The sequence below is a fragment of the Acinetobacter baumannii genome, assembly GCF_009759685.1.
Taxonomy (GTDB): domain Bacteria; phylum Pseudomonadota; class Gammaproteobacteria; order Pseudomonadales; family Moraxellaceae; genus Acinetobacter; species Acinetobacter baumannii.
Genome location: NZ_CP046654.1, coordinates 3,605,715 through 3,630,595 on the forward strand (window position 1 = coordinate 3,605,715; position 24,881 = coordinate 3,630,595).

A 24,881-nucleotide genomic window follows, 5' to 3' on the forward strand; every position below is an offset into this window, starting at 1 on the left:
TTAAGCTTCTATCGTACAAGGACCAGTAATGAGTAAAGATGAACGGATAATCCAGAATCAGGACAACAAAAAAACGATTCGTCATGAAGATTACATTGCTGGCATTGGTAAAGGCATGGCGATTTTAGATAGCTTTAGTAGTAATCAACATCGTTTAAACATTTCTATGGCGGCTGAAAAAACCGGGCTCACCCGAGCAGCAGCAAGACGCCATTTATTAACTTTAGAATATTTAGGGTATCTTGAGTCAGATGGCCACTATTACTATTTAACCCCTAAAGTACTCAAATTTTCAGGAGCTTATTTAGGTGCAGCTCAGCTTCCAAAAGTATCTCAACCTTTATTAAATCTTCTAACTAACCAAACCTCTCTCATTTATTCGGTGATGGTACTTGATGGTTATGAAGCCATTACGATTGCCCGTAGTGCTGCCCACCAACAAACTGACCGTGTAAATCCATATGGTTTGCATTTGGGTAATCGCTTACCTGCTCATGCAACTTCAGCGGGTAAAATTTTACTGGCACATTTAAGCCAAGAAGAACAATTGGACTGGCTCCAAAAATATCCGCTTCAGCGTTTAACTAAATATACGCATGTCGAAAATGATAAATTTTTAGAGTTACTAAAAGAAATCCGAGAACAAGATTGGTGTTATTCACGTGAAGAGCACGAATTAGGTGTCCATGCGCTCGCCGTACCGATTTATGGACAAGACTTTAAAGTGGTTGCTGCTTTAAACATTGTTTCTCCAACCATGAGAACAACTGAAGAATATTTAATTCAACATATTTTGCCGCTATTGCAAGAGACTGCGCGGGATTTAAGACAAGTTCTTTAAATCTTGCTTAGGCTATTTCCATAAGATTAATTTTATTTTTGCTTAGGCTATTTGAATAAATAAAATAGTTGGAATATACGCTTAGGCTATTTCTAAAAGTAATTAAATGGGATTTTTAAATAGCGGATGCCATTCGCTTCAGGTTCCGGAAAATTTCCACCGTTCATATTAATTTGAATTGAAGGCAGAATTAATTTTGGCATTGCCAAAGTAGCATCTCTTTCTTGACGCATTTTTATGAATGATTCTTTGGAAACTCGTCGATTTAAATGGATATTGCTTTGCTTTTGAGTTTTTATATCTGTTTGACAGATATATTCATCACGACCTTCGGGCTTATAGTCATGGCATAAGAACATACGCATGTCGTCAGGAAGTGTATAAAGTTTTTGTACCGAATCATAAAGCTCAGCAGCACTTCCTTTAGGAAAGTCGCATCTGGCCGAACCATAATCAGGCATAAATAAAGTATCACCTACAAAAACAGCATTACCAATCACATAGCTTAAGCAAGCAGGTGTATGCCCTGGTGTAGGAATGTTATAGGCTTCTACCTCCCCTATTTTGAAATGTTCATAATCTCCAAATAAATAATCAAAAGACTGATTTTCATTGAATTTCTTAAAATCAAAATTATAAATAGCCGAAAATGTTTCTTGTACTACCGAGATTTTTTGACTAATCGCAATTGTACCGCCTAATTTAGATTTTAAATATTGAGCCGCAGTCATATGGTCCGCATGTACATGGGTTTCTAAAATCCATTGTACTTTGAAGTTTTGCGCCAAGACATAATCGACGATCAGATCAGCATTAGTTGTTTTTGTAGTGGCCGAAGCAGCATCATAGTCAAGCACACTATCAATAATTGCGCATTGACGAGTCGCTAAATCCGCAACAACATAGCTAAAAGTATTGGTATTTTCATCAAAAAAATCTTTTACTAGAGGTTGTTGCATAGCTTTAATTTCCTTTATTTAAAATTCGGTAAATAAACATTCCTACTAACATCGCGACAATAAAATAAAGTGCTTCAAAATACCCTAATCCAATAAGAGTTAAAGCGGGCGCTGGACATATACCTGCTATTCCCCAGCCTATACCGAAAATAAAAGCGCCTACAATTAACCTTTGGTCAATCTGTGTATTTGTTGGTAATTGAATTTGTTCATTAAAAATCGTTTTTGGTTTTTTAATGGCCCTTTGAAACGGAATAAATGCCACAGCAATAGCACCTAGCATCACAAACATTAAGCTAATATCCCATTGCCCAAAAATATCTAGAAACCCTAAAACCTTTGCAGGGTTAGACATACCAGAAATCATTAACCCCAATGAAAACAAACCACCAAATATAAAAGCAAAGATATTTTTCATAAGATTACCCCAACACATGGCGAATAATATAAACAGTCAGCATGCCAGCAAACATAAAAATTGCGGTCGCTATTATTGAGCGTTTTGATAGCCTGCTCATACCACAAATACCATGCCCACTTGTACAGCCTGATCCAAGTCGAGTACCAAAACCAACAAGTAACCCTGCTAGAATAAGTACAAATGAATTGGCTTTAATTTCGATTTCAGGCTGATAGAAATAACCATATATGAAAGGTGTAATCACGAGTCCTGCAATGAACCAGAATGCAGAACTTTTAAATATATCTCTAGATGGGCTAATGAATTGAGCAAGTAAACCACTAATTCCAGCTATACGACCATTTATATATAAATACCCAACTGTTGCGATACCGAGTAATAAACCACCCACAAAGGCATAGACAATACTTGACATATAAGCACTCTTAACAATATATGTTTTTATAATCTGTATTATACGCTGATTCTTTTAGAAATACTTAATATAAAACTTTTAAGTTTATAATTCTTCTTAACAAGAAAAAGCCCCAAGATTTTGGGGCTTTTATCATTAAATTAGATCTTTAATGCCTAATTGTTCAGGTAATTTTTCCATAACTTTATTTAATCTATTATTTGCTGGAGAGATACAACCTGTGTAATGGCTTAATTTTGTTTCTGTACCATTTGGTTGAATCCAGGTGATGTAATAGCTAGACATATCGGTCGCAGTTTGCTGACAACCTGCAGTTTTAGATTGGGTTCCTGTTTGCGGACGATAAGTTTTTAATTCATCAGCAAGTTTTTGATAATCTTTTACGCTACCTTGAATTTCTTTAACACCAATTGCTTTTGTATATTGCTTACCTTCAAAACGAATTAAACCTGTAGGTGTTACTTCTACTGAGTAAATTGGGCATGCGCCGAAACATGGACTAGAAGCATAACGAATGGTTTCTTGTGTATTAGGTGCTTGTTGAACAGAAGCACAACCCATTAAAGCCAAACCGGATAAAGTTGCAAGAACTAAAAATCTCATTACATCACCTATTATTATCAAGTGGCATTAATCTAACAAATCATATGCAAATTGTCATTAAAGACTCATTTTTCATAGTATTATTTGCTATTACTTAGGCTATTTTTAGTTATTAAGAAAATTAAAATATAAAGCACATAAAAAAAGGCCCATCGTTAGATGAGCCTTAAGCCAATTAAAGCTTAAATTCCTGAAATACAAATTATTACTGGGTAGTAATAACCTGCGCCGACCATTCTATCTTAATGCAATACATTATTTAAATATAATATAAGTATATATTTACGCTCGTTTTTCCAACAAAAAAAACCTGTTTTTTAGAGTTAAAAACTCAATAATGTTTATTTTTAATTAAAATTCACAACTTTAAGTTAAACAAAACTTAATAAATTTTGAAATTTTATTTATAGGTAAAACATTATAAAAAAATGCTTAATAGTTCGGCTATATCTAGTGTTCAGGATGAATCAATTATAGGAATATTTTAAGTTTAGCAATAACTTCAAGCACTTTTTTACTATTTGGTAAAGCTATCTCACTAAAATTACAGAATTTACGCAAACACTCTAATAGAAAAAAGATATTAAAAAAATAAGGGCAAAAGAAAATTTAACCTTTTGCCCTCTTTCATTATTTCTCTAAACTATATGCGATCACATAATCACCATGGTCTGGGGACTGTCGTGCACCACCCGCGGTAACCACTACATATTGTTTACCTGTTTTAGGTGAAACATAGCTGATTGGTGTACCTTGACTACCTACTGGCATACGTGACTTCCACAGCTCTTTACCTGTAGATGAATCAAAAGCACGCAAGTAATAATCTTGAGTTGCAGCAAAGAAAACTAAACCACCTTGAGTTGCCATTGGCCCACCAATAGTTGGCATACCAATCGGTGCTTTCAAGCCCATCTTAATACCAAGTGGTCCAGTGTCCTCAACTGTACCAAGTGGTACTTGCCATGCAATCTGACGAGTTTTCATGTCAATTGCTGTCATGGTACCAAACGGTGGTTTTTGACAAGGAATACTTAAAGCGGACATAAAGCGGTTTTTATTCACTTTATATGGTGTACCTTTCATTGGTACAGCACCCATACCTGTATTTACTTTTTCGCCACCACTCGCCTGAATCTTAATATCTTCAGGTGTTTGTTTAATGAGTTGAACCCATAAACCAAGACGCATATCGTTTACGAACATGTAACGATGTGTCGGGTCAAAAGCAATACTACCCCAGTTCATGCCACCTAAAGAACCAGGGAAGCTTAATGAAACATCAGTACCCGGTGCAGTAAATAAACCTTCGTAACGCATTGACTTAAAGTTAATACGACACATGAGCTGATCAAACGGCGTTGCACCCCACATATCTGACTCAGTTAAAGTCTGATTACCAATTTGAGGCATTTCAACAGAACGTGGTTGAGTTAAACTGTATTGCTCACCCGGAATATTTGCCGCTTTCACTGGCTGTTCAATTACTTTAGTTAGCGGTTTACCAGTTATGCGGTCAAGGACAAAGAATTGACCTGATTTGGTTCCAATCACAACAGCTGGCTTAGTCGTACCATCTTTTAATGGAAAGTCGACTAGACTTGGTTGCATTGGTAAGTCAAAGTCCCATAAATCGTTATGAACAGTTTGATATACCCACTTTTCTTTACCCGTTGTCGCATCAAGTGCCAAAACAGAAGTATTGTATTTGTGATCTAACGGATTACGGTTACCACCCCAAATGTCGACAGATGAACTACCCATCGGTAAAAACACCGTATTCATTTGTGGATCATATGACATTGCAGCCCAAGAGTTTGCCGAACTACGTTTATAGGTTTCACCCGGTTTAAGAACATAGTTAGGATCTGGATTACGCGGGTCAAATGCCCAGCGAAGTTTACCCGTGATCACGTCATAACCACGTATTACACCACCCGGCATATCTGCTGCCACGTTGTCTGCAATACGGCTACCCACCACAATAGTTGTTCCGGCAATAGTTGGTGCAGAAGTCACTTCAAAACGTGGAGCCTTAGTCCCACCGCCTAAGCCTTCGAGTAGATCAACTGTTCCATTTACACCAAAGTCTGCACAGCGCTGACCATTATCTGCATTAACTGCAATTAAACGGCCATCTGGCGTATTGGTATATACACGGCGTGGACAGGCTGTGTTGCTAGCAACAGTAGTGACCGGAGTTGCACCAGCTAAAGTTGGTTGCACTAGTGGTTTAGTTGAATCGAAGTATGCAACACCACGGCAGCGTTCCCAAGCATCGGCTGTAGAGTTCACCTCAGCTTTCCAGAGTTGTTTGCCCGAGTCGGCATCTATTGCAAAAATGTTGTTATGTGGCGTACATAAAAAGACTTTATTTCCAACTTGTAGCGGCGTCATTTGGTCTTCGGCACCATTACCGCTACCCGTTGTAAAATCACCTGTTCTAAAGCGCCAAGCTTCTTTTAGTTTATGAACGTTATCTCGGTTAATTTGATCGAGAGCAACAAAGCGACTACCACCCGCATCATTTCCATAATTTTCCCAATTCACCTGTTTTTTAGATGGGTCAACTGGTACTAAAGGTAGTTTTTCACCTGAGCTTGCTACTGTTGGATGCGGTTGGAACATTTGATAGAGCGCAATCAACATACCCACAACGACTAAGCCACCTACTGCATAGGCTGAAGATGCCAAACTAGTTTGAAATTGGTAGCGTCGAATTGAAGGTAAGGTAAATAACAACGCAGCAAAAAGACCAGCAGGAAACATTAAGCGCGAGAATAACGGCCAAAACTCCCATCCAGCATCAATGAGTGACCAAATTACGGTACCAACAAAAACAGCCGCAAAAATCCAGACGCCCAGCGCTTTTTTTCGGAAAATACTAATTGCTGAAATGGTTATAAACAGTCCTGAGATAAGGAAATACCAAGAACCACCGAGAGATACTAGCTTTCCACCGCCCACGATATAAAAAATACCAGTAGCCAATAAAGCTAAACCTAAAATAAAACACCATATTTTGAATAAGATATGAAACTTAGAATCTGACTCAGACATAGATCCTACTCCACATATACTGAACCCGAATAGTTCAAGCATTTGGGCCAGTTAAACTATGTCTAACCAGCCATCAATATTATTAAAAATTAACTTTTACACTCAGACCTGCCACCCAAGCATCATCGACTTCTTTCACACCAGCAGGTTGATGGATATATTGAATGTTTGGACGTAACATGACGGCCGGAGACCATTGATAGGTATAGTTCAACTCGACATTTAACTCGTCGTCTTGAATTGGAATATAGTCAGATGCAATCGGATCATAGCTATAGTATCCGCGGCTTTCGTTTGTCGCGATCTGTTTATCTTTAGCACGATCATTGACTACATAATTGGCAATACCAAAGCCAATCGAATCGTTTGGACGGCTATCAAACGGTCCCTTATACCAAAGAGCAAGCTGTTGCGTACTTTGAACAAAAGTCGTTGCTTTATCATTTACAACGCCATTAAAACTGACATATAAACCGCGTTTCGGATCTTGGCCGGCATGGCTAAGTTGTTGCTGTGCATTAATCCAGAAGCTTTGTTTTCCGTCATGCACTTTACCCGCAGTTTTAATATCATTTGCTTCTGCGGTTGAGTACAGCGCACCTACTTTATATTCACCCGGTAAACCATTAAAAGCAGCAAGTTTTGGTTTCCATGCAAGTTCAACTGGTATGGTAGCACCCTTGACGTTATTCATATCCAGATTAAAACCATCACTATTTGATTCGGTTTTAATATTGTCTGGATTGACCTCATACACACCAACACCTAAAGTCCACTCAGGTGCAAACTGATATTTAACGTTTGTAGCCCAAACACCGACTGGTGAGTTATACCAAATTGAACCAATTGATTTTCCTAACTGCCCACCGCAAAGCAATAAGTTCTGAAACTCACATTGAGAACTATTAAAGTCCTCTGACATTCCCATACGACCAAATTTGACCTGTACAGTATTATCAACAAAGCCCTTCTTCACCCACGCTTGAGACAGACGCCAGATTTTACCGCGTCCGTAAATTTCTTGAGCATTGCCCAATTGGCTAGAACGTGGGTCTTTAATACGCTCGAGAGTTAGTGCATTGCCGTCACGTTTAGTCACGACTAGGCTCGCTGTTGTATCTTTCCATCCAGCAATTTTTTCTAAATCGAAGTTGGCACCTAAAGAAAGTTGTGCAGCATTTTCAAAAGTATTGCTGTCGTTATAACCGCCGTCTAAATTTGTGGCACTTTGGCTCATAATGGAAGCTGTAAATTTATAGCCCTGCTGCTCTAATTGCTGGCGTTTTCCATTCCAGTCGCCTAGCAACCATTGACGGTCTTGTGACCACGGCTCATTCGCAAGCGTAAATTGGCTACCTAGTACAGCGAGCGTTAAAGCACTCAATTTCATTAAATTTGGCATTTCAAGTCCCTTTTATCATTTCTATATTTCTATGCTGTGCCTCGGTTTGAGGCGCTTTCCTTATTGTTATTATTTAGTTTGTACGGCCGAACTAAGTTCAGACGTAGCTCCAAAACGATCAGTAATATTCGCTGTAATTGAGGCAACTTTTACAGACGGCTTCCAATTTGCTTTTGCGATCCCTTGTGCATCTGTAGCAACAGTTATTGCTCCTAAATATTGCTCAGCTTCTTTTGATGCCGCATTTTGGTTGCCAAAAAACTCAACTTGATAGCGTTGATTTGGTAAGCCATTGACTTCTACCGCAACTAAACCTTTATTTGCAGTTAATTTAGGCGCTTTAATGCCCTGATTAGGTTGAGCATTACAGCCTTGTTCATTTGGCTGAGTACATGTTTTTTGTTGCTTAGATGGGTCGACAATCACACCACCACCACGAGAACCGACAAATCCGGCATGCTCAAGTGCAGGCACAGCAAATACAATTGCACCCAAACGCTGATCTGGTACACATGAACCACCCGCTTCACAGCGTTTAATATCTTTACCATTGTCCCAAATCAGGTTTTTAGTCAATGTAATTCTTGCATTTGCATCTTTTTCAGAACGGATGGCTACACCAATACGGTTACCATGTACTTTATTGCTATCAAGAATGTTGCCATCGCCTGTCATGTTGAAACCAATCGAGTTATTGGTCATTTCGTTGTAAGCGATATAGTTACGCTTACCCCAGTTAATCTGTAAGCCATCGGAGTAGTTTTCGAATTTATTACCAACTACGGCATTATCATTACCCCACAAGATTTCAATACCTTGTGATGGTTCAGGATTTGCTTTGGTTGAAACAAAATGATTATTAGCAATTAAGTTAAACGCAGCACCACGTGTCAGCTCTAGACCATCACCATTGTCTTGGAAAATGTTGTCTAAAACTTTGTTGTTATTGGTGGTGGTTGCAGTTGGGTTACCTTGACCATCATCACCCGTCAACATAACACCAGCACCACCGTAGTTATTACTAATACGGTTGTGTTGAATAAGGTTATTGCTTGAACGGTTAATCAATACCCCAATACAGAAGCGATGAATGTCTAAACCTTTTAAAGTGACATTGTTGACGTCACGCAGTACCAATCCCGGTAAAGTCATCGTACGTACATTGGTGCCGTACTGTTCAGGGTTTGCACCAGGACAAGCTTTTGCACCTTCGCCTTTAATATAATTTGAACCATCAATTGCGATGTATTCGCCAGTTTTATCCCACTCTGTACCAATGATTTTGACAGGTGCTTTAATTTCAGGAAGTGCACTATTTAATTTAATCGCATAAGGCGCTTTACCTACTGCTTGAATCAAAATGTCGCTAGCTTCGCTTGGGTTTGCATTGGCTTGTTCAATTGCCCAGCGTAAAGAGCCTTTATTGCTATCGTCTTGATAACGGTCAACCACATAAGTTTGAGCCGCAGCTATGCCTGAAACCATCAAACCTAATGCAAGAGTAGTTAAACGTAATGTATTCATTTCATCATATCCTTATGATTTATGGGTTTGTTGGTTGAACTGTTTGTAAAATCTGTTTGAGCTTGGTCACATCAATTTGACCCGGTGCAGAAGCCTGACCAATCATGCCAAAGCTATAACTTCCGCCCATATTGGCAGTCGCAACACGAGAAATCGTACCTAATTGCCCCATCGACATCGTTAATAAAGGCTTAGTGGTTTGCTGACTTACTTTTAAAGTTGCGTTCATTAAAGTGAAAACATCTTGTTTAGATTTAGGCATTACAGCAATTTTGAGAATATCTGCGCCCATTTGATCTTGTTTTAACAAGCGTTTTTCAATTTCATCTTGGCTTGGTGTTTTTTGGAAGTCATGGTTAGACATGACAATTAGCACTTTCTTTTGATGTGCTTTTTGAACAATTTCTGAAACTACTTTTTGATCACGGAACATTTCAACATCTAACCAGTCCATGAACGGATTCTTTAAGTAAGCCTGATAAGTTTTACCATAATCCACATCACTAATTTCAAGCTGGCCGCCTTCGTTTTTTGTACGAATGGTGGCAATCATTGGCTTATTGCCCAAAATCTTTTTCAACTCATGGCCCAAGGCAATCACTTGTTTTGTATCACTCGCAAAACTAAGTAAATCGATACGAAACTCTGCCAAATCAGCATCTGCTGTATTTGCAATGACTTGAGCTTGTGCCAAAGCTTGTTCTTTGGTTTTTGCAGTAATCGGAACAATCGTTTGAACGGCTGTAGCGGCAGGTTGTGTCTGAGCAGCTAAAGCAACAGGTTCAGCATTTACCTGTGCAGTAAAAAATGGGAGTGCAAGCAAACTTAGGCTTAATAATGTTTTCATGTTCATATGTTCATCCTTAAAAAGGCTACACGCATCCTTGAATAATCAGGTGTAGCCTTAGGTGTTTCTTAAATATCAAAAAATACAGTTTCGTCATCGCCTTGAATACGAATATCAAAGCGGTAAACAACTTCACCATTTTCTTCAAAACGTTTTGCAATAAGAGTTTGGCGACGTGGGGCCCATTCAATGCTATTTAGAATTGGATCGTTAGCATTTGCCTCTGCTTCATCTTCAAAATAAACACGTGTATGAAGACCCAAGTTAATACCGCGAGCGAAAATAACTAACGCAATATGTGGAGCTTGAGTTGAACCCTTACGACCTGCTGTCGCGCCCGGTTTAATCGTATTGAAACTCCAAACGCCTGTTTCAAAATCGGCACCTGTACGGCCCCAACCCTGAAATGCCGGGTCAGCTTTTTGCTCACGCGTATCTGCCTGACTTGGATAAATACCGTTCGCATCAGCCTGCCAAATCTCAATGAGTACATCACGTAGCGGTAAACCTAATCCGTCAAACACTTGACCTTCAAGACGAATACGCTCACCTTTTGTCTGGTCTTGAACTAACTGGTTATTAAAGTTGTTTTCAAAAACTTCAATACCGGCCTGTTGTGGCAATAAGCCAATGTGAACGTAAGGACCACCTGTTTGAGATGGAGTTTCTTTTAATTCCTGAAAATTCCAGTTGTTCATGCTCGTGCTCCCGATTAAGTCAAATCATTTTCGAAGTAAGTCGCTCGACGTCCACGTAAAGTGATGTCAAAACGGTAACAACGGCTATCTGCTTCGATAAAGTTGTTTTTATCTTCTAGTGCAATCAAGGCACGACGTTGATCTTCAGAAGGGATCGTTTTTAAGATCGGGCAAGTATCAATGAGCGTATCGCCCTCAAAATAAAACTGCGAAATCAGACGCTGAGCCCAACCATCAGCAATTAAAGAGAAATGAATATGAGCAGGACGCCATTCATTAATACGGTTACGCCATGGGTACGGACCCGGTTTAATGGTACGGAAAATATAAAAACCGTTTTCATCAGTTAAGGTACGACCACAACCACCAAAGTTAGGGTCTATTGCACCAATAAACTTATCGTTTGGATGGCGGTAACGACCAGAAGCATTGGCTTGCCATACTTCTAGAAGTGCATTTTTTACAGGACGACCAAATTGATCACGAACATAGCCATGAACAATGACACGCTCACCAATTGGCAAACCATCTTTGGCATAGTTCAAAATCAAATCGTTATCTTTTGGGCCAAACAAATTTGAAGAAAAATGCGGCGCAGTGACTTCAGTTAAAGTCTCATTAATTGAGATCAATGCATTTTTTGGCGAACGTAATACACTTGTTTTATAACCTGGCGTATACGCTGGTGGATGATCATCTGTATTACGTTGGGCGTAAGCACCCCAGCTATGTTGTGACATCTTTATCTCCTTAATCCTGTTCTTTCGCTGCAATTGGGTTTACTTCTATCCCCAACTCTTTAAAGACTTCTTCAGCCATATGCATTGCAGCGTTTGCAGCAGGTAAACCCGCATAGAGTGAACTGTGTAAGATCAGCTCTTTTAAATCTTCTTTAGTTACACTGTTGTTGAAACAAGCACGTAAATGCATGCGTAGTTCATCTTCGCGGCCCAGTGCCAATAAAATTGCGATAGTCACTAAACTACGGGTATGACGTGGTAAGCCTGGGCGAGACCACACTTCGCCCCATGCATAACGGCTAATAAAATTTTGGAAATCCTGGTTAAAGTCATTTAGGTTCTGCAAAGACCGACCAACATGTTTTTCACCCAAAACTTCAGTCCGCACCTCAATGCCTTGTTTATAGCGTTGTTCATCATTCATTGTGATAGACCTCTATTAAGTTGCATCGGTATGCGCAACAATTGATTTAATAAATACCGCAACAGCAGCAGCGGTCGCTGGAATGAGTAATAAACTAAGAATGGCGGTAAACGACCAATCATTACCGAGTAACACAGCTCCAATCCACGCACCAAATACAGCACCAAAACGCCCAATACCCGTCATCCAAGACACGCCTGTTGCACGGCACTGAGTTGGATAGAAGCGTGCACTTAACGCCGGCATCGAAGATTGCGCACCATTAATGGCGATACCCGCACAAAGCACCAATACTGCAAGTAAGGTTGAGTTGCCTAAGCTTTGACCGACAGCAATTGCAAATAGACCTGCGGCAAAGTAGAAAATGGCGATGACTCGGTTCGGGTTAAATTTGTCCATCGCCCAACCAATGAACAGCGCACTCACTACACCACCGAACTGGAACAATCCACCAATAAATGCGGCACGCTCCATGGAAGCCCCTGTTTCACGCATAAGCGTTGGTAACCAGCTTGTAAGCAAGTAAACAACCACGAGTCCCATGAAATAGGTCAACCAAAGTAAAAGTGTTCCTTTGGCATATGGTTTAGAAAACATAATTCCAAAGACATTTTTCTTTTGAGCTGTTTCAGTTTTCTCTTCAGGTACGTGAAATGCAGTCGCATTTTCGATCTGAGCTGGCGCGATATGATTTAAGATTTTGCGTACTTTTTCAGGATTCTTACCTTTCACAATTAAAAAGCGGTAAGACTCAGGTAATACCAAAATCACTAAAACCATTAAGATCAAAGGTGACCAGCCACCAAGTAAAAATAGGCTGTGCCAACCGTAGGTCGGGATGAGCCAGCTACTAATAAAACCGCCTGTCGCCATACCCAAGTTGTAGCCACAGAACATACATGTCACGAGTAATGAACGAATGCGTGTTGGACAGTATTCAGAAAATAAAGTGGTCGCATTTGGCATCGCTGCACCCAAACCAATACCTGTCAAAAACCGTAAAACGACAAGGCTATCTAAGTTGGTTGCATAAGCAGATGCCAAGGTGAACCCACCAAATACAAGCATCGAAAAAGCTAAAACGATTTTGCGACCAAAACGGTCAGCTGTCGGGCCAGAAACTAAAGCTCCAATAATCATCCCACCAAGTGCAGCACTCATCACTGGTCCTAACTGAGAACGGTCAACGCCCCAGTCCTGAGCCAATGCTGGAGCGATAAAACCCATTGCAGCTGTATCGATACCATCAGTAAAAATAATTAAGAAACAGATGATTGCGATCATCCATTGATATTTACTAAGTGGAGCATCATTAATCAGTGCTTGAGCATCGATGCTTTTGCTTGGTGTAGCGTAATCCTGAGACGCCATATTTGCCTCCTTAAGGCCAATTCCTTTTAAATTACTAAGCGATTAGATTTGCTGAATAAATCTAGTCAATTCCTGAGTAAATCTTTGTGGTTGCTCAATATTAGAAAGATGAGATGCTTCGAGTTTTGCAAGCTGACTGTTATTAATCGCCTTCTGCATAAATTCGGCATCTGCTACTGTGGTTACCGGATCTTCTGTTCCTGCAATCAGTAGCGCTGGAATTTGGATTTGTGCAATTTCATCTCTCAAATCGGCATACGCTAAAGCGCGACATGCATTGGCATAACCTTGTGCTGGCGTGTTTGCGAGACTTTGAATCGTTGTCTGTGCAACCACATTATGCTGATAATCAAATTTTTCACTGAACCAGCGGGTATGGGTAGTTTTAACTAGCTCGGCTAAACCATTTTTTTCTACCGATTCAGCACGACTCAACCAAGCCTCGGTTTGACCAATTTTGGCTGCTGAGTTTGCAACTGTAATGCTATTAAAACGATTTGGATGATGAATACCCAACCACAGCCCTGTAATTCCGCCCATTGAAATGCCGCAAAAATGAGCTTTTTCAATATTCAAGGCATCTAAAATATCAACAACATCTTCAGCTAAGTTTTGCAATGTGGTGTCACTAATTACATCACTTTCGCCATGACCACGTGTGTCGTATGTAATGACATTAAAATGACTTTTTAATTCATTCAGCTGAGGTTGCCACATACCATGGTCTGTTCCTAATGAATTAGAAAACATAAGCACAGGAGCATCTTTTAAGCCTTCGGTATAAACAGCTAGCTGTTTTCCTTGGCGATTGCTAATAGTCTGTTTCACTTTGACTCTCCTTGTGCTTCTTGCAAAACTGCATCAATCTGTTGCTGAATATTGCCTAAATAGTTTTTTGGTTTAAAAATATCTTGTATTTCTGGTTGGCTAAACTGCCCTTTCACTTCGTCTAATTGGCTAACAACATCAAACAAATGCAGGTTTTGTGCTACTGCTGTTTTACATGCAGCTTCAACTAAATGATGAGCATTTAAACGACCAATTTTAGGAGCAAGTGCCATCATCACAGCTTCTGCCATAATCAATCCATTCGTACACTCAAGATTCTGTTGCATATGTTCAGCATTCACTTCGAAACCTTGTAGAACTTCGCCAGTACGGCTTAATGATCCAGCACAAAGCTGAAAAATTTCAGGGATTGCTAACCATTCTGCATGCCATGCGCCTAAGCTACGCTCATGTTCCTGCACCATACTTTGATAAATGCTAGACATCAGTGCTGGTACACGATTCGCCGCGGCCAATACGGATGCTGCCGCAACTGGATTACGCTTATGAGGCATGGTCGATGAACCACCACGACCCTTTGCGGTTGGCTCAAACAACTCTGCAATTTCAGTTTGCATCATGAGTGACCAATCCCGTGCCATCTTGCCCGTATTCCCGACAATCATGCCAAGCACACTTGCAATTTCTACAATACGATCACGCTCACCATGCCATGTACTTGTTGGTACAGTCAGATTCAGTTGCTTCGCAAATGCGCTGACCACAAGCGAACCTTGGTCTTGCAATGAAGCCAACGAACCCACAGCACCGCCTAACTGAGCAGTGAGCACACGTGACTTCATAGCTTGTATACGATCTAAATCACGTTTAAATGCAGAAGCCCAACGAGCAAGCTTATGCCCTAAAGTAATAGGTAAAGCTTGCTGTAACCATGTACGCCCAATCATGACTTGATGGCGATATTGTTTAGCTTGTTGTAATGCTGTGGTGTAGCACTGTTGAAGTTGACCTTCCACAATATTCAACGCATCACGGCATTGCAAAATACAAGCTGTGTCTAAAATATCCTGACTGGTTGCTCCCCAATGCACATAACGCGAAGCATCTTCATCAGTATCTTTAACAATTGCCGTAAGCTGTTTTACAAATGGAATTGCGATATTCCCAGCTAAGCCAGTTGCTACCGCCAAAGCCGAAAAGTCAAACTTTTCTAACGCCTGTTCAGCTACTTGGGCAATGGTATTTGCTGCATTTTGAGGAATCACGCCAACTTGTGCCTGCGCTTGGGCTAACGCAACTTCAACCTGAATCATGTAGGTGATTAAAGATGAATCACTAAAGATTTCAGTGACGTCTTTTTGGTAAAACAAGCTGGCATATAACTGGCTCATGATTAGACTCTCTCAATAATCAATGCGATACCTTGACCTACCCCAATACACATTGAACACAAGGCATAACGGCCACCTGTTTGTTCAAGCTGGTTTAAAGCTGTCGTCACAAGACGTGCACCTGATGCACCAAGTGGATGACCTAAAGCAATGGCACCACCATTTGGGTTTACCTTGTCAGAGTTGTCTGGTAAGCCTAAATCACGGGTCACTGCCAAAGCCTGTGCAGCAAAGGCTTCATTGAGCTCAATTACATCCATCTGATCTAAAGTCAGGTTGGCTTGTTTAAGTAATTTTTTAATGGCTGGTGCTGGAGCAAAACCCATAATGCGTGGTTCTACACCTACAGCTGTCGAAGCAATGATCTTGGCACGTGGTTTTAGGTTGTAAGCCTGAACTGCATCATCAGAAGCTATCAGCAGAGCCGCTGCACCATCGTTAATGCCTGAAGCATTCCCCGCAGTAACTGTGCCATCTGCTTTAACCACAGGTTTAAGTTTGCTTAAACCTTCAAGTGTGGTTGATGCACGAGGATGCTCATCGGTATCAATCACCACCGCATCACCCTTACGCTGAGGGATTTCAACTGCCACGATTTCTTTAGAAAAAAAGCCTTTGGCTTGCGCGCTTGCGGTGCGTTGTTGGCTCACCAAGGCAAACTGGTCCTGATCTGCACGATTCACGTTGAACTGTTCAGCGACGTTTTCGGCAGTCTGGGGCATGGTGTCTACACCATACAATTCTTTAAGTTTAGGGTTAATGAAACGCCAGCCCATGGTGGTGTCTTCAATCTTCTGGCTACGGCCAAAGGCACAGTCAGACTTACCCATTACATAAGGTGCACGGCTCATGCTTTCCACACCACCAGCAATCACCAGATTCGCTTCACCTGCTTTAATAGCACGGGCAGCAATGGCAATGGCATCGAGTGATGAACCGCATAAACGGTTAATGGTGGTTGCTGGCACTTGATAAGGTAAACCAGCAAGTAATGCTGACATACGGCCGACGTTACGGTTATCTTCACCGGCTTGATTCGCACAGCCATAAATCACATCATCGACCTGTTCCCAGTCTACATTTGGGTTACGCTGCATGAGTGCTTTAATCGGCACAGCGCCAAGGTCATCGGCACGGACGGGTGCAAGGCCACCGGCGTAACGGCCAAATGGAGTACGGATGGCATCGATGATATAAGCGTTTTTTAATGTCATTTCCCTACTTCCTTACCCTTGAGTCGCATCAATCAAAGTTGCACCCGTTAAAGCCTGTAACTCATCAAAGCTAAGACCTTCAACTTTCTCAATCACCTTTAAACCATCTTTGGTCACATCAATCACACACAGGTCAGTGTAAATACGATCCACACAGTGCTTACCCGTTACCGGATAAGTTAGCTCAGCCACAATCTTCGGTTCACCTTGCTTGGTGACGTGGTCTGTAGTGATAAATACTTTCTTGGCACCAACCGCCAAATCCATCGCACCACCAACAGCAGGAATTGCATCTGGTGCACCCGTGTGCCAGTTGGCCAAGTCACCATTCGCAGCAACCTGAAATGCCCCAAGCACTGCAATATCAAGATGACCACCACGCATCATCGCAAATGAATCGCCATGGTGGAAAAAGCTGCCGCCTTCAAGCATGGTCACAAACTCTTTACCCGCATTAATCAGTTCAGGGTCTTCTTCACCTGCAGCTGGTGGTGGGCCAAAAGCCAACAGGCCATTTTCAGAATGTAGGAAGACATCTTTGTCAGCAGGTAAGTAGCTGGCAATCTTGGTCGGTAAGCCAATACCCAAGTTCACATAGGCGCCATCGGGAATATCTTGTGCCACACGCTTTGCAATCTGGTCACGGCTGAGTTTCTGGTAGCTCATGTTATTTCTCCTTATTGCTTACTGTGCGGGCTGTACTTGTACAACGTGCTGTACAAAGATACCTGGGGTAATGATGTGTTCCGGGTCTAATCCACCCAGTTCAACCACTTCAGAAACCTGGGCAATGGTGACATCAGCAGCCATGGCCATGATCGGGCCAAAGTTACGTGCAGATTTACGGTAAACCAGATTGCCCCAGCGGTCGCCCTTGTAGGCTTTAATCAGGGCAAAGTCAGCCTTGATCGGATACTCAAGCACATAATCTTTACCATCAATATGACGGGTTTCTTTGCCTTCGGCTAAAAGTGTTCCAAAGCCAGTTGGGGTAAACACCGCCCCGAGACCCATACCTGCTGCCTGAATACGGCACGCCAGATTGCCTTGCGGTACCAGTTCAAGTTCAACCTTTCCGGCACGGTACAGTTCATCAAACACATAAGAGTCCGACTGACGTGGGAAAGAGCAAATCACTTTTTTAATAGAACCGGCTTTGAGCAGTTTAGCCAGACCATAATCCCCATTACCGGCATTGTTGCTCACAATGGTCAGGTCCTTAACGCCAAGTTCAATCAGGCCGTCAATGAGTTCAGCGGGTTGTCCTGCGGTACCAAAACCACCAATCAGAATGGTTGCACCATCTTTAATCTGCGATAAAACCTCGCTTAGTGAGGACTTACTTTTGTCAATCATTAGACAACTCCATTGTGCTCATTGAAGAAGAGAGAGGTAAGAGATTTAGGCACACTGAGGTGAGAAGAATAGATAAATATTTCACTCAATCCCGAGTGTTTCCCTTAGATTTCCCTTTTAAACATTTTTGATAATTTTCAGATTTTGATCTAGTCAGCTATATATAGTTTTGTTCGATTTAGGATTTTTTTGTGCGACTATCGAACATTATCTAAGTAAATTACTTATTCAATCTTACAAATACAAGTTGTAAAAAAATACTAATTATTTTGAATAGATATGTAGAAATACCATATTCACTTAGGCTATTTTATAGGTAAAAATTACCACCTATCCTGTATATAAAATCTTAATTTTGTGATTGTAAAATCAAGCGAGCAAGTTCTAAATCATCGGGGTAAGTAATTTTTATATTATCAGAACGCCCCATGACCACCTGTACACTCTCTCCTATAGATTCAAGTGCACTCGCCTCATCAGTAATAGTCAAATTATTTTTTAGCGCTGTTTCTATCGCTTTTTTAAGAATTCCAATTTTAGCAATTTGAGGAGTTTGAGCTTGCCACAACAGCTCTCGACTCACTGTTTTGTCAATTTGCTGTTCCTGATTCACTTGTTTTAGCGTATCGCGTACCGGAATTGCCAAAATAGCACTCTGGTTAGTCTCAATTGCATTTTTAACAAGAGTATTCAAGCATTCGAAAGTCACGCAAGGCCTTGCTGCATCATGTACTAATACCCAATCATCCTCATCCGCAATCTGTGATAGATAATTCAGCGCATTTAATACCGAATGCACACGTTCAACGCCACCATTACAAAAATGCGCTTTATGCTTATCTTGAAAAGATAAAGTTGAGGCAAAAGTATCCTGTTTTCCAATTGCCAAGACATAACCCGTCAGCGGAAGCTGACTTAAACGCTTAACCGTATGTTCTATAACAGTAGCATCTTGAATATATTGGTATTGCTTTAATTCAGTTTTGGAAAACCGACTTCCTGAACCAGCGGCAGGGATAACTGCCCATAATTTAGTCTGGGATGTCTGGTGATGGAGGTGTCTCATTAGTTTCCAAATCTACTTTAGCGTTCGGGTCAATATAAATAGGTTTGTAATGGGTACTAATTGTACTCATTTGAACAAATGTCTCATGTGGCTTAACCAAACCTAGATCTAGGCGAGCATGCTCTTCTATCGCCTCCGTACCATTCTTTAGGTCGAAAACTTCAGCTGCCAAAATACGGTTTCGCTCTTTAAGCTCGTCATTTACTTCGGCTTGTTGTTGAATCTGCTGCATAAGCGCTTGATGAGGAAAATAACCACCCTCACCTAACCAAAACTGATATTGCAATATAGCCACTAAAACAATAACCAGTAGCAATATAAGTTTGCTTGAAGTGGAACGAAATACTTCTAACATAGCATTAAGAGCTTTAATTAAAAACTTTGATTAAGTTTTTGTATTGTATGACAATTTACAAGCAGCATGCAAAATTCCTGCAAAGTTCCTGCAAAACGATGAATGGTCATATTACTTTAAATTGACCATTGTGACATGTTTCATTTTGTCAAAATTCAACTCAATTGGAAAGGAAAATAATGTTTATGAACACAACTGCTTATAAATCAATCTATGCATATAAAAATACTTCTAATTAACAAAAAAAGTGTCTCAATAAATATAAAAAAGCTCTCCTGAAAGATATAGAGAAATAGATTCTCTGAATATAAAGACTATCTTCTTACTACCAATGAGCAAAGTTTAAATATTGTATTACTTACAATGCTTGATTCCGGCCGTAGTTTTATTCAAGATGATAAATTAATAAAACAGAATTTTTTTAAAATTTAATAGCTGTATCATCATTTTTTCAAGCTCGGCCCTTCTATTCTATATATGAGATTTATATCTTTTAATTTCATATAACAATACACATATATCAATTTTTTAACCAATAACCACTTAAAAAGTATATTTTTTTTAATTTTATTCTGATATGAATTTTAAATGTATTTTTTATACATATTTAAACAAGTGAGAAAAAGATGGATCTTTCTAATATTCTTATAGGTGACACAACGTGGTCCTTTGTTTTAGAAATTTTGGTCCGTTGTACCATCATGTTTATCATTATCATTAGTTTTCTAAGGCTATCTGGTAAACGTGGTATTCGGCAACTCTCCTTATTTGAACTTGCCATTATTTTATGTTTAGGTTCTGCTGCTGGCGATCCTATGTTTACTAAAGATTTACCGATTGCCCATGCATTGATAGCTTTTATCGCTATTCTTTCTCTATATCGTCTTGTCACTTGGGGTATGGTAAAACATAAAAAAATTGAAGACTTATTAGAAGGAAAAGCGCTCTGTGTCGTTAAAGAAGGCCTTTTAGTCTACAAAGATTTCCAAAAACAGACCTATTCTCATGATGAGTTTTTTTCGGAAATGCGCCAACAAAACGTTGAACATTTAGGCCAAGTCAGAACAGCCCTACTTGAATCGGATGGTATTCTGAGCTTGCTTTATTATGAAGATGAAGATGTCAAATGGGGACTTCCCTTATTCCCTGATGCTTATCGTAAAGCAGAAGTTCTTAAAATTAATACTTTTTATTCCTGTATGAAATGTGGCGAAACTAAAATTTTAAATAAGCTAGATCAAGAATGCTCTCGTTGTCATCACCACAGTTGGGCTGAATCTTTAAAAACCCGGCGCTTAGGGTAAATAAAAAAGTGCTATTTCTAACACTTAGAAATAGCACTTATATTTAAATATTAATTTTTCATCAATATTTAAATAAATAAAACTTTATTCAAAAGATTAGTTTAAACCTTTGAATTCAGCTTTACCGCGGTAAACCGCTTTAGTTAACTCTTCAATACGAAGCAATTGGTTATATTTAGAAACACGGTCAGAACGGCAAAGTGAACCAGTCTTAATTTGACCTGCTGCTGTACCTACTGCTAAATCAGCAATAGTTGAATCTTCTGTTTCACCAGAACGGTGAGAAATAACAGTAGTGTAACCATTTGCTTTAGCAAGGTAGATTGCATCTAAAGTTTCAGTCAATGTACCAATCTGGTTATATTTGATCAAAATTGAGTTACCAACTTTTTCATCAATACCACGTTGTAAAATCTTAGGATTAGTTACGAATAAATCGTCACCAACCAATTGGATTTTATCACCAAGAATTGAAGTTAAGTAACTCCAGCCTTCCCAGTCAGACTCATCCAAACCATCTTCAATAGAGATAATTGGATACTGCTTAACAAGACCAGCTAAGTAATCAGCAAATTGATTGCTTGTAAAAGACTTGTTGCCTTCACCTTCAAGAATATATTGACCATTCTTGTAGAATTCTGAAGATGCACAGTCAAGTGCAAGCATAATATCTGAACCAGCTTTATAACCAGTTTGCTCAATTGCTTGAAGAATTACTGTAATCGCTTCTTCATTTGAACGAAGGTTAGGCGCAAAACCACCTTCATCACCTACAGCTGTGTTCAAACCTTGTTTCTTAAGAACTGATTTCAAAGAATGGAATACTTCTGCACCAGCACGTAATGCTTCAGCGAATGAAGTGAACCCAACTGGCTCAATCATGAACTCTTGAATATCAACAGTGTTATCTGCGTGAGCACCACCGTTCAAAATGTTCATCATTGGTACAGGCATAGTCAAAGTAGTTTGACCACGTAAGTTAGCAATGTATTGGAACAATGGAAGTTTTTGTTCAGCTGCTGCTGCGTGAGCTGCTGCTAAAGATACCGCCAAAGTTGCATTAGCACCTAATTTAGATTTGTTTTCAGTGCCATCAAAAGCAATCATTTTTTCATCAAGCGCTTTTTGTTCAAAAACACTTTGACCAACAAGCAATTCATGAATTGAGCTATTTACATTCTGAACAGCAGTACGAACGCCTTTACCTAAGTAACGAGATTTGTCGCCGTCACGAAGTTCTAAAGCTTCACGAGAACCAGTTGAAGCACCAGATGGTGCACATGCACGACCAACCACCCCAGATTCTAAGATGACGTCTGCTTCGATGGTTGGGTTACCACGAGAGTCCAAAATTTCACGTGCACGAATGTCAACGATTTGGCTCATGAACAATTCCTCAGTTGAATGAATAACGCGATGCAAATTCCTGCATCAATGAGTATCTAACTTTTTGAATCCTTTAACTAAAGTATCCAATTCTTTTAGTTGTGCCAAGAATGGCTCAAGCTGTGACAAGCGCAATGCAGATGGTCCATCACATTTCGCTTTATCTGGATCTGGATGAGACTCTAGGAATAATCCCGCTAAACCTGTTGCCATACCTGCGCGCGCTAAAGTTGTAATTTGAGCACGGCGGCCACCAGCTGAATCTGAACGACCACCTGGAGTTTGTAAAGCATGAGTCACGTCAAAGAATACAGGTACATTCATTTCTTTCATGATGTCAAAGCCAAGCATGTCTACAACTAAATTGTTATAGCCAAATGCTGAGCCACGCTCACAAAGAATAAGTTTGTCATTTCCCGCTTCTAAACATTTATGCAAAATATGGCGCATTTCATGAGGAGCCAAGAACTGTGCTTTTTTAATGTTGATAATAGCTTGGGTTTTCGCCATTGCTTCAACAAGATCAGTTTGACGGCTTAAGAAAGCAGGAAGCTGGATAATATCAGCGACTTCGGCAACTGGCGCTGCCTGATATGGTTCGTGAACGTCGGTAATAATTGGTACATTAAAATGTTTTTTAATGTCGCCTAACCATTCAATACCTTTTTCAAGTCCAGGACCACGGAATGAATGCAAACTAGAACGGTTTGCTTTATCAAAACTCGCCTTAAATACATAAGGAATATCCAGGCGTTTACAAATATCAATATAAGTTTCAGCAATTTCAAAAGCTAAATCTTTTGACTCGAGTACGTTCATTCCGCCAAATAATACAAATGGCAAATGATTTGCCATTTGTATATCGCCTAAACGTACAACTTCTTGTGGTTTTAATTGTGACATTTAAACTTTCCCAGTTTATTTTAAAATCGCATTACTTACTTTTTTGATGCTGTGTTTTTGCAGCGTCAATAAAACTAGCAAATAATGGATGTCCATCACGTGGTGAACTTGTAAATTCCGGGTGGAATTGTACAGCAATAAACCAAGGATGTTCAGGAATTTCTACAGTTTCAACTAAATGTTGCGCTGAAGAATAACCAGAAATCTTCATGCCCGCTTGTTCAATCGCTTCAATGAAACGATTATTCATTTCATAACGGTGACGATGACGTTCGGTAATCTCAGCTTTTCCGTAAACTTCACGAGTTTTTGTGCCTTCAACCAATTCTGATTTTTGTGCACCTAAACGCATTGTTCCGCCTAAGTCAGACTCAAGGCTACGCTGTTGTAATTCACCGCGCTCATCTAACCATTCGGTAATTAAACCAATCAATGGATATTTTGTAGAACGGTTAAATTCTGTAGAAGAAGCTTCTGGCATACCTGCAACATGGCGAGCATATTCAATAACAGCCAACTGCATACCCAAACAGATTCCCAAGAAAGGAATACTATTTTCACGTGCGTATTGAATAGCTTTCATTTTGCCTTCAGTACCACGCTCACCAAAACCACCAGGAACTAAAATCGCATCAGCTGTTTTCAAAATAGAAACATCTTGACTTTCAAGCTCTTCAGCATTGACATAATCAATTTGTACTTTTACGCGATTTTTAATACCAGCATGTAACAATGCTTCGTTTACGGACTTATAAGCATCCGGTAATTCAACATACTTACCGACCATTGCTACACGTACTGTATATTCTGGGTTAAGTAATGCTTCTACAACATTATCCCAATCAGTTAAGTCAGCTTCCGGCAAATCAGTAAAACCAAAACGTTCACAAATCAGGTCATCTACATTTTGCTCATAGAAGCCACGTGGAATTTGATAGATCGTTTTCGCATCTTTACACACGACAACCGCACGAGCTTCTACGTTCGTGAATAACGCGATCTTACGTTTAGTGTCAGCATCAACATCATACTCAGTACGACAGATAAGAATATCTGGCTGAATACCGATTGAAAGTAACTCTTTTACAGAGTGCTGAGTTGGTTTTGTTTTTAACTCCGCTGCTGACTTAATATATGGCAACAAAGTTAAATGCATAAGCATGGTACGTTTATGACCCAGCTCAACCATTAACTGACGAACCGACTCCATAAACGGTAAAGATTCGATATCACCTACGGTACCACCGATCTCTACAATAGCAACATCATAACCTTCGCCCGCGCGGAGTACACGTTCTTTAATATTGTCGGTAATATGAGGAATAACCTGAACTGTACCACCTAAGTAATCACCACGACGCTCTTTATTTAAAACGTCTTGATATACACGACCACTCGTAAAGTTGTTTAGTTTGGTCATTTTCGCGCGACGTAAGAAACGTTCGTAATAACCCAGATCCAGATCTGTTTCTGCACCATCTTCGGTAACAAAAACTTCACCATGCTGGAATGGGCTCATTGTCCCTGGATCGACATTAATATAAGGATCCATTTTAACCATTGTGACTTTTAAGCCACGAGCTTCCAAAAGTGCAGCAACAGAAGCAGCAGAAATACCTTTACCTAGCGATGAAACCACACCACCAGTGACAAAAATAAAATGGGTCATTAAGTTTCTCGTACAATCAAGCCGAAATCGGCCTACAATGTTTGGCAATTTTACTGTACTCTGCCCCTATAAAGCAAAGTCAAACCGCATCAATTCAAAGAACAATAAACAACTGGTTATTCTATCAGCATTTTTAATAAAAA

24 protein-coding genes are annotated in these 24,881 nt (G+C 40.0%); 2 read left to right on the forward strand and 22 right to left on the reverse strand.

Translation table 11 applies throughout. The annotated features are described in order from the left end of the window. The first annotated feature begins 28 nt into the window (after positions 1 to 28). A complete protein-coding gene (gene pcaU, locus GO593_RS17200; protein WP_000030961.1) occupies positions 29 to 841 on the forward strand; it encodes an IclR family transcriptional regulator PcaU in 813 nt (270 codons plus the stop codon). 92 nt (positions 842 to 933) lie between these two features. Here the strand turns inward: pcaU and GO593_RS17205 are convergent, their stop codons facing one another. From GO593_RS17205 to ftsB, 19 genes are all read right to left on the reverse strand, one after another. Further along, positions 934 to 1,800, reverse strand: coding sequence for an MBL fold metallo-hydrolase (locus tag GO593_RS17205; RefSeq protein WP_001187029.1), 867 nt, complete (start codon positions 1,798 to 1,800; stop codon positions 934 to 936). Positions 1,801 to 1,804: 4 nt separating this feature from the next. Continuing rightward, on the reverse strand, positions 1,805 to 2,218 hold the full coding sequence (locus GO593_RS17210; protein ID WP_000789130.1) for a DUF6691 family protein: 414 nt from the start codon (positions 2,216 to 2,218) through the stop codon (positions 1,805 to 1,807). Between the two features lie 4 nt (positions 2,219 to 2,222). After that, complete coding sequence (locus GO593_RS17215) at positions 2,223 to 2,636, reverse strand: YeeE/YedE family protein (RefSeq protein ID WP_000095338.1); 414 nt, start codon at positions 2,634 to 2,636, stop codon at positions 2,223 to 2,225. A 135-nt stretch (positions 2,637 to 2,771) separates the two neighbouring features. Beyond that, positions 2,772 to 3,239 (reverse strand): DUF6438 domain-containing protein, encoded by a 468-nt coding sequence (locus GO593_RS17220; protein ID WP_001211836.1) that lies wholly within the window; start codon positions 3,237 to 3,239, stop codon positions 2,772 to 2,774. Between the two features lie 630 nt (positions 3,240 to 3,869). Beyond that, entirely contained in the window at positions 3,870 to 6,299 is a 2,430-nt protein-coding gene (locus GO593_RS17225; protein ID WP_000004235.1) for a glucose/quinate/shikimate family membrane-bound PQQ-dependent dehydrogenase, read from the reverse strand. A gap of 82 nt (positions 6,300 to 6,381) precedes the next feature. Continuing rightward, the gene (locus GO593_RS17230) at positions 6,382 to 7,701 is read right to left on the reverse strand and encodes a carbohydrate porin (RefSeq protein ID WP_001133187.1); all 1,320 of its coding nucleotides are present in this window, start codon (positions 7,699 to 7,701) and stop codon (positions 6,382 to 6,384) included. A gap of 69 nt (positions 7,702 to 7,770) precedes the next feature. Next, positions 7,771 to 9,225 (reverse strand): right-handed parallel beta-helix repeat-containing protein, encoded by a 1,455-nt coding sequence (locus tag GO593_RS17235; protein ID WP_001094694.1) that lies wholly within the window; start codon positions 9,223 to 9,225, stop codon positions 7,771 to 7,773. Between the two features lie 19 nt (positions 9,226 to 9,244). Then, positions 9,245 to 10,072: a type I 3-dehydroquinate dehydratase gene (gene aroD / locus GO593_RS17240; protein ID WP_100223326.1), complete on the reverse strand. Its 828-nt coding sequence runs from the start codon at positions 10,070 to 10,072 to the stop codon at positions 9,245 to 9,247. Positions 10,073 to 10,140: 68 nt separating this feature from the next. After that, positions 10,141 to 10,770, reverse strand: coding sequence for a protocatechuate 3,4-dioxygenase subunit alpha (gene pcaG / locus GO593_RS17245; RefSeq protein WP_001067206.1), 630 nt, complete (start codon positions 10,768 to 10,770; stop codon positions 10,141 to 10,143). Between the two features lie 14 nt (positions 10,771 to 10,784). Further along, positions 10,785 to 11,510 carry a protocatechuate 3,4-dioxygenase subunit beta gene (gene pcaH, locus GO593_RS17250; RefSeq protein ID WP_000077911.1) on the reverse strand — a complete coding sequence of 242 codons (726 nt, stop codon included), beginning with the start codon at positions 11,508 to 11,510 and terminating at the stop codon, positions 10,785 to 10,787. A 10-nt stretch (positions 11,511 to 11,520) separates the two neighbouring features. Further along, on the reverse strand, positions 11,521 to 11,934 hold the full coding sequence (gene pcaC, locus GO593_RS17255) for a 4-carboxymuconolactone decarboxylase (protein WP_000997506.1): 414 nt from the start codon (positions 11,932 to 11,934) through the stop codon (positions 11,521 to 11,523). 15 nt (positions 11,935 to 11,949) lie between these two features. Next, complete coding sequence (locus tag GO593_RS17260; protein ID WP_000168126.1) at positions 11,950 to 13,305, reverse strand: MFS transporter; 1,356 nt, start codon at positions 13,303 to 13,305, stop codon at positions 11,950 to 11,952. 42 nt (positions 13,306 to 13,347) lie between these two features. Continuing rightward, positions 13,348 to 14,133, reverse strand: a complete 786-nt coding sequence (pcaD, locus tag GO593_RS17265) for a 3-oxoadipate enol-lactonase (RefSeq protein WP_000814791.1) — start codon at positions 14,131 to 14,133, stop codon at positions 13,348 to 13,350. After that, positions 14,130 to 15,485, reverse strand: coding sequence for a 3-carboxy-cis,cis-muconate cycloisomerase (locus tag GO593_RS17270; protein WP_000080990.1), 1,356 nt, complete (start codon positions 15,483 to 15,485; stop codon positions 14,130 to 14,132). Before GO593_RS17270 ends, pcaD begins: the two co-directional genes overlap by 4 nt. A 2-nt stretch (positions 15,486 to 15,487) precedes the next feature. Continuing rightward, positions 15,488 to 16,699 carry a 3-oxoadipyl-CoA thiolase gene (gene pcaF / locus GO593_RS17275; protein WP_000172911.1) on the reverse strand — a complete coding sequence of 404 codons (1,212 nt, stop codon included), beginning with the start codon at positions 16,697 to 16,699 and terminating at the stop codon, positions 15,488 to 15,490. A 12-nt stretch (positions 16,700 to 16,711) separates the two neighbouring features. Next, positions 16,712 to 17,365 carry a 3-oxoacid CoA-transferase subunit B gene (locus GO593_RS17280; RefSeq protein WP_000121755.1) on the reverse strand — a complete coding sequence of 218 codons (654 nt, stop codon included), beginning with the start codon at positions 17,363 to 17,365 and terminating at the stop codon, positions 16,712 to 16,714. Between the two features lie 18 nt (positions 17,366 to 17,383). Further along, a complete protein-coding gene (locus tag GO593_RS17285; protein WP_000566012.1) occupies positions 17,384 to 18,055 on the reverse strand; it encodes a 3-oxoacid CoA-transferase subunit A in 672 nt (223 codons plus the stop codon). A 349-nt stretch (positions 18,056 to 18,404) separates the two neighbouring features. Beyond that, on the reverse strand, positions 18,405 to 19,121 hold the full coding sequence (ispD, locus tag GO593_RS17290; RefSeq protein ID WP_001216218.1) for a 2-C-methyl-D-erythritol 4-phosphate cytidylyltransferase: 717 nt from the start codon (positions 19,119 to 19,121) through the stop codon (positions 18,405 to 18,407). Next, positions 19,087 to 19,476 carry a cell division protein FtsB gene (gene ftsB, locus GO593_RS17295; protein ID WP_000895054.1) on the reverse strand — a complete coding sequence of 130 codons (390 nt, stop codon included), beginning with the start codon at positions 19,474 to 19,476 and terminating at the stop codon, positions 19,087 to 19,089. Before ftsB ends, ispD begins: the two co-directional genes overlap by 35 nt. A 626-nt stretch (positions 19,477 to 20,102) precedes the next feature. Between ftsB and GO593_RS17300 the strand changes: the two genes are divergently transcribed. Continuing rightward, positions 20,103 to 20,780, forward strand: a complete 678-nt coding sequence (locus tag GO593_RS17300) for a DUF421 domain-containing protein (RefSeq protein ID WP_000366082.1) — start codon at positions 20,103 to 20,105, stop codon at positions 20,778 to 20,780. 96 nt (positions 20,781 to 20,876) lie between these two features. Here the strand turns inward: GO593_RS17300 and eno are convergent, their stop codons facing one another. Genes eno through GO593_RS17315 form a run of 3 tightly spaced genes read right to left on the reverse strand, consistent with a single transcriptional unit; the run spans position 20,877 to position 24,738 of the window. Next, positions 20,877 to 22,166: a phosphopyruvate hydratase gene (gene eno, locus GO593_RS17305; protein WP_000078452.1), complete on the reverse strand. Its 1,290-nt coding sequence runs from the start codon at positions 22,164 to 22,166 to the stop codon at positions 20,877 to 20,879. Positions 22,167 to 22,211: 45 nt separating this feature from the next. Continuing rightward, positions 22,212 to 23,069 (reverse strand): 3-deoxy-8-phosphooctulonate synthase, encoded by an 858-nt coding sequence (kdsA, locus tag GO593_RS17310; RefSeq protein WP_000080538.1) that lies wholly within the window; start codon positions 23,067 to 23,069, stop codon positions 22,212 to 22,214. Between the two features lie 31 nt (positions 23,070 to 23,100). After that, positions 23,101 to 24,738, reverse strand: a complete 1,638-nt coding sequence (locus tag GO593_RS17315) for a CTP synthase (RefSeq protein ID WP_000148660.1) — start codon at positions 24,736 to 24,738, stop codon at positions 23,101 to 23,103. Between the last annotated feature and the right edge of the window lie 143 nt (positions 24,739 to 24,881).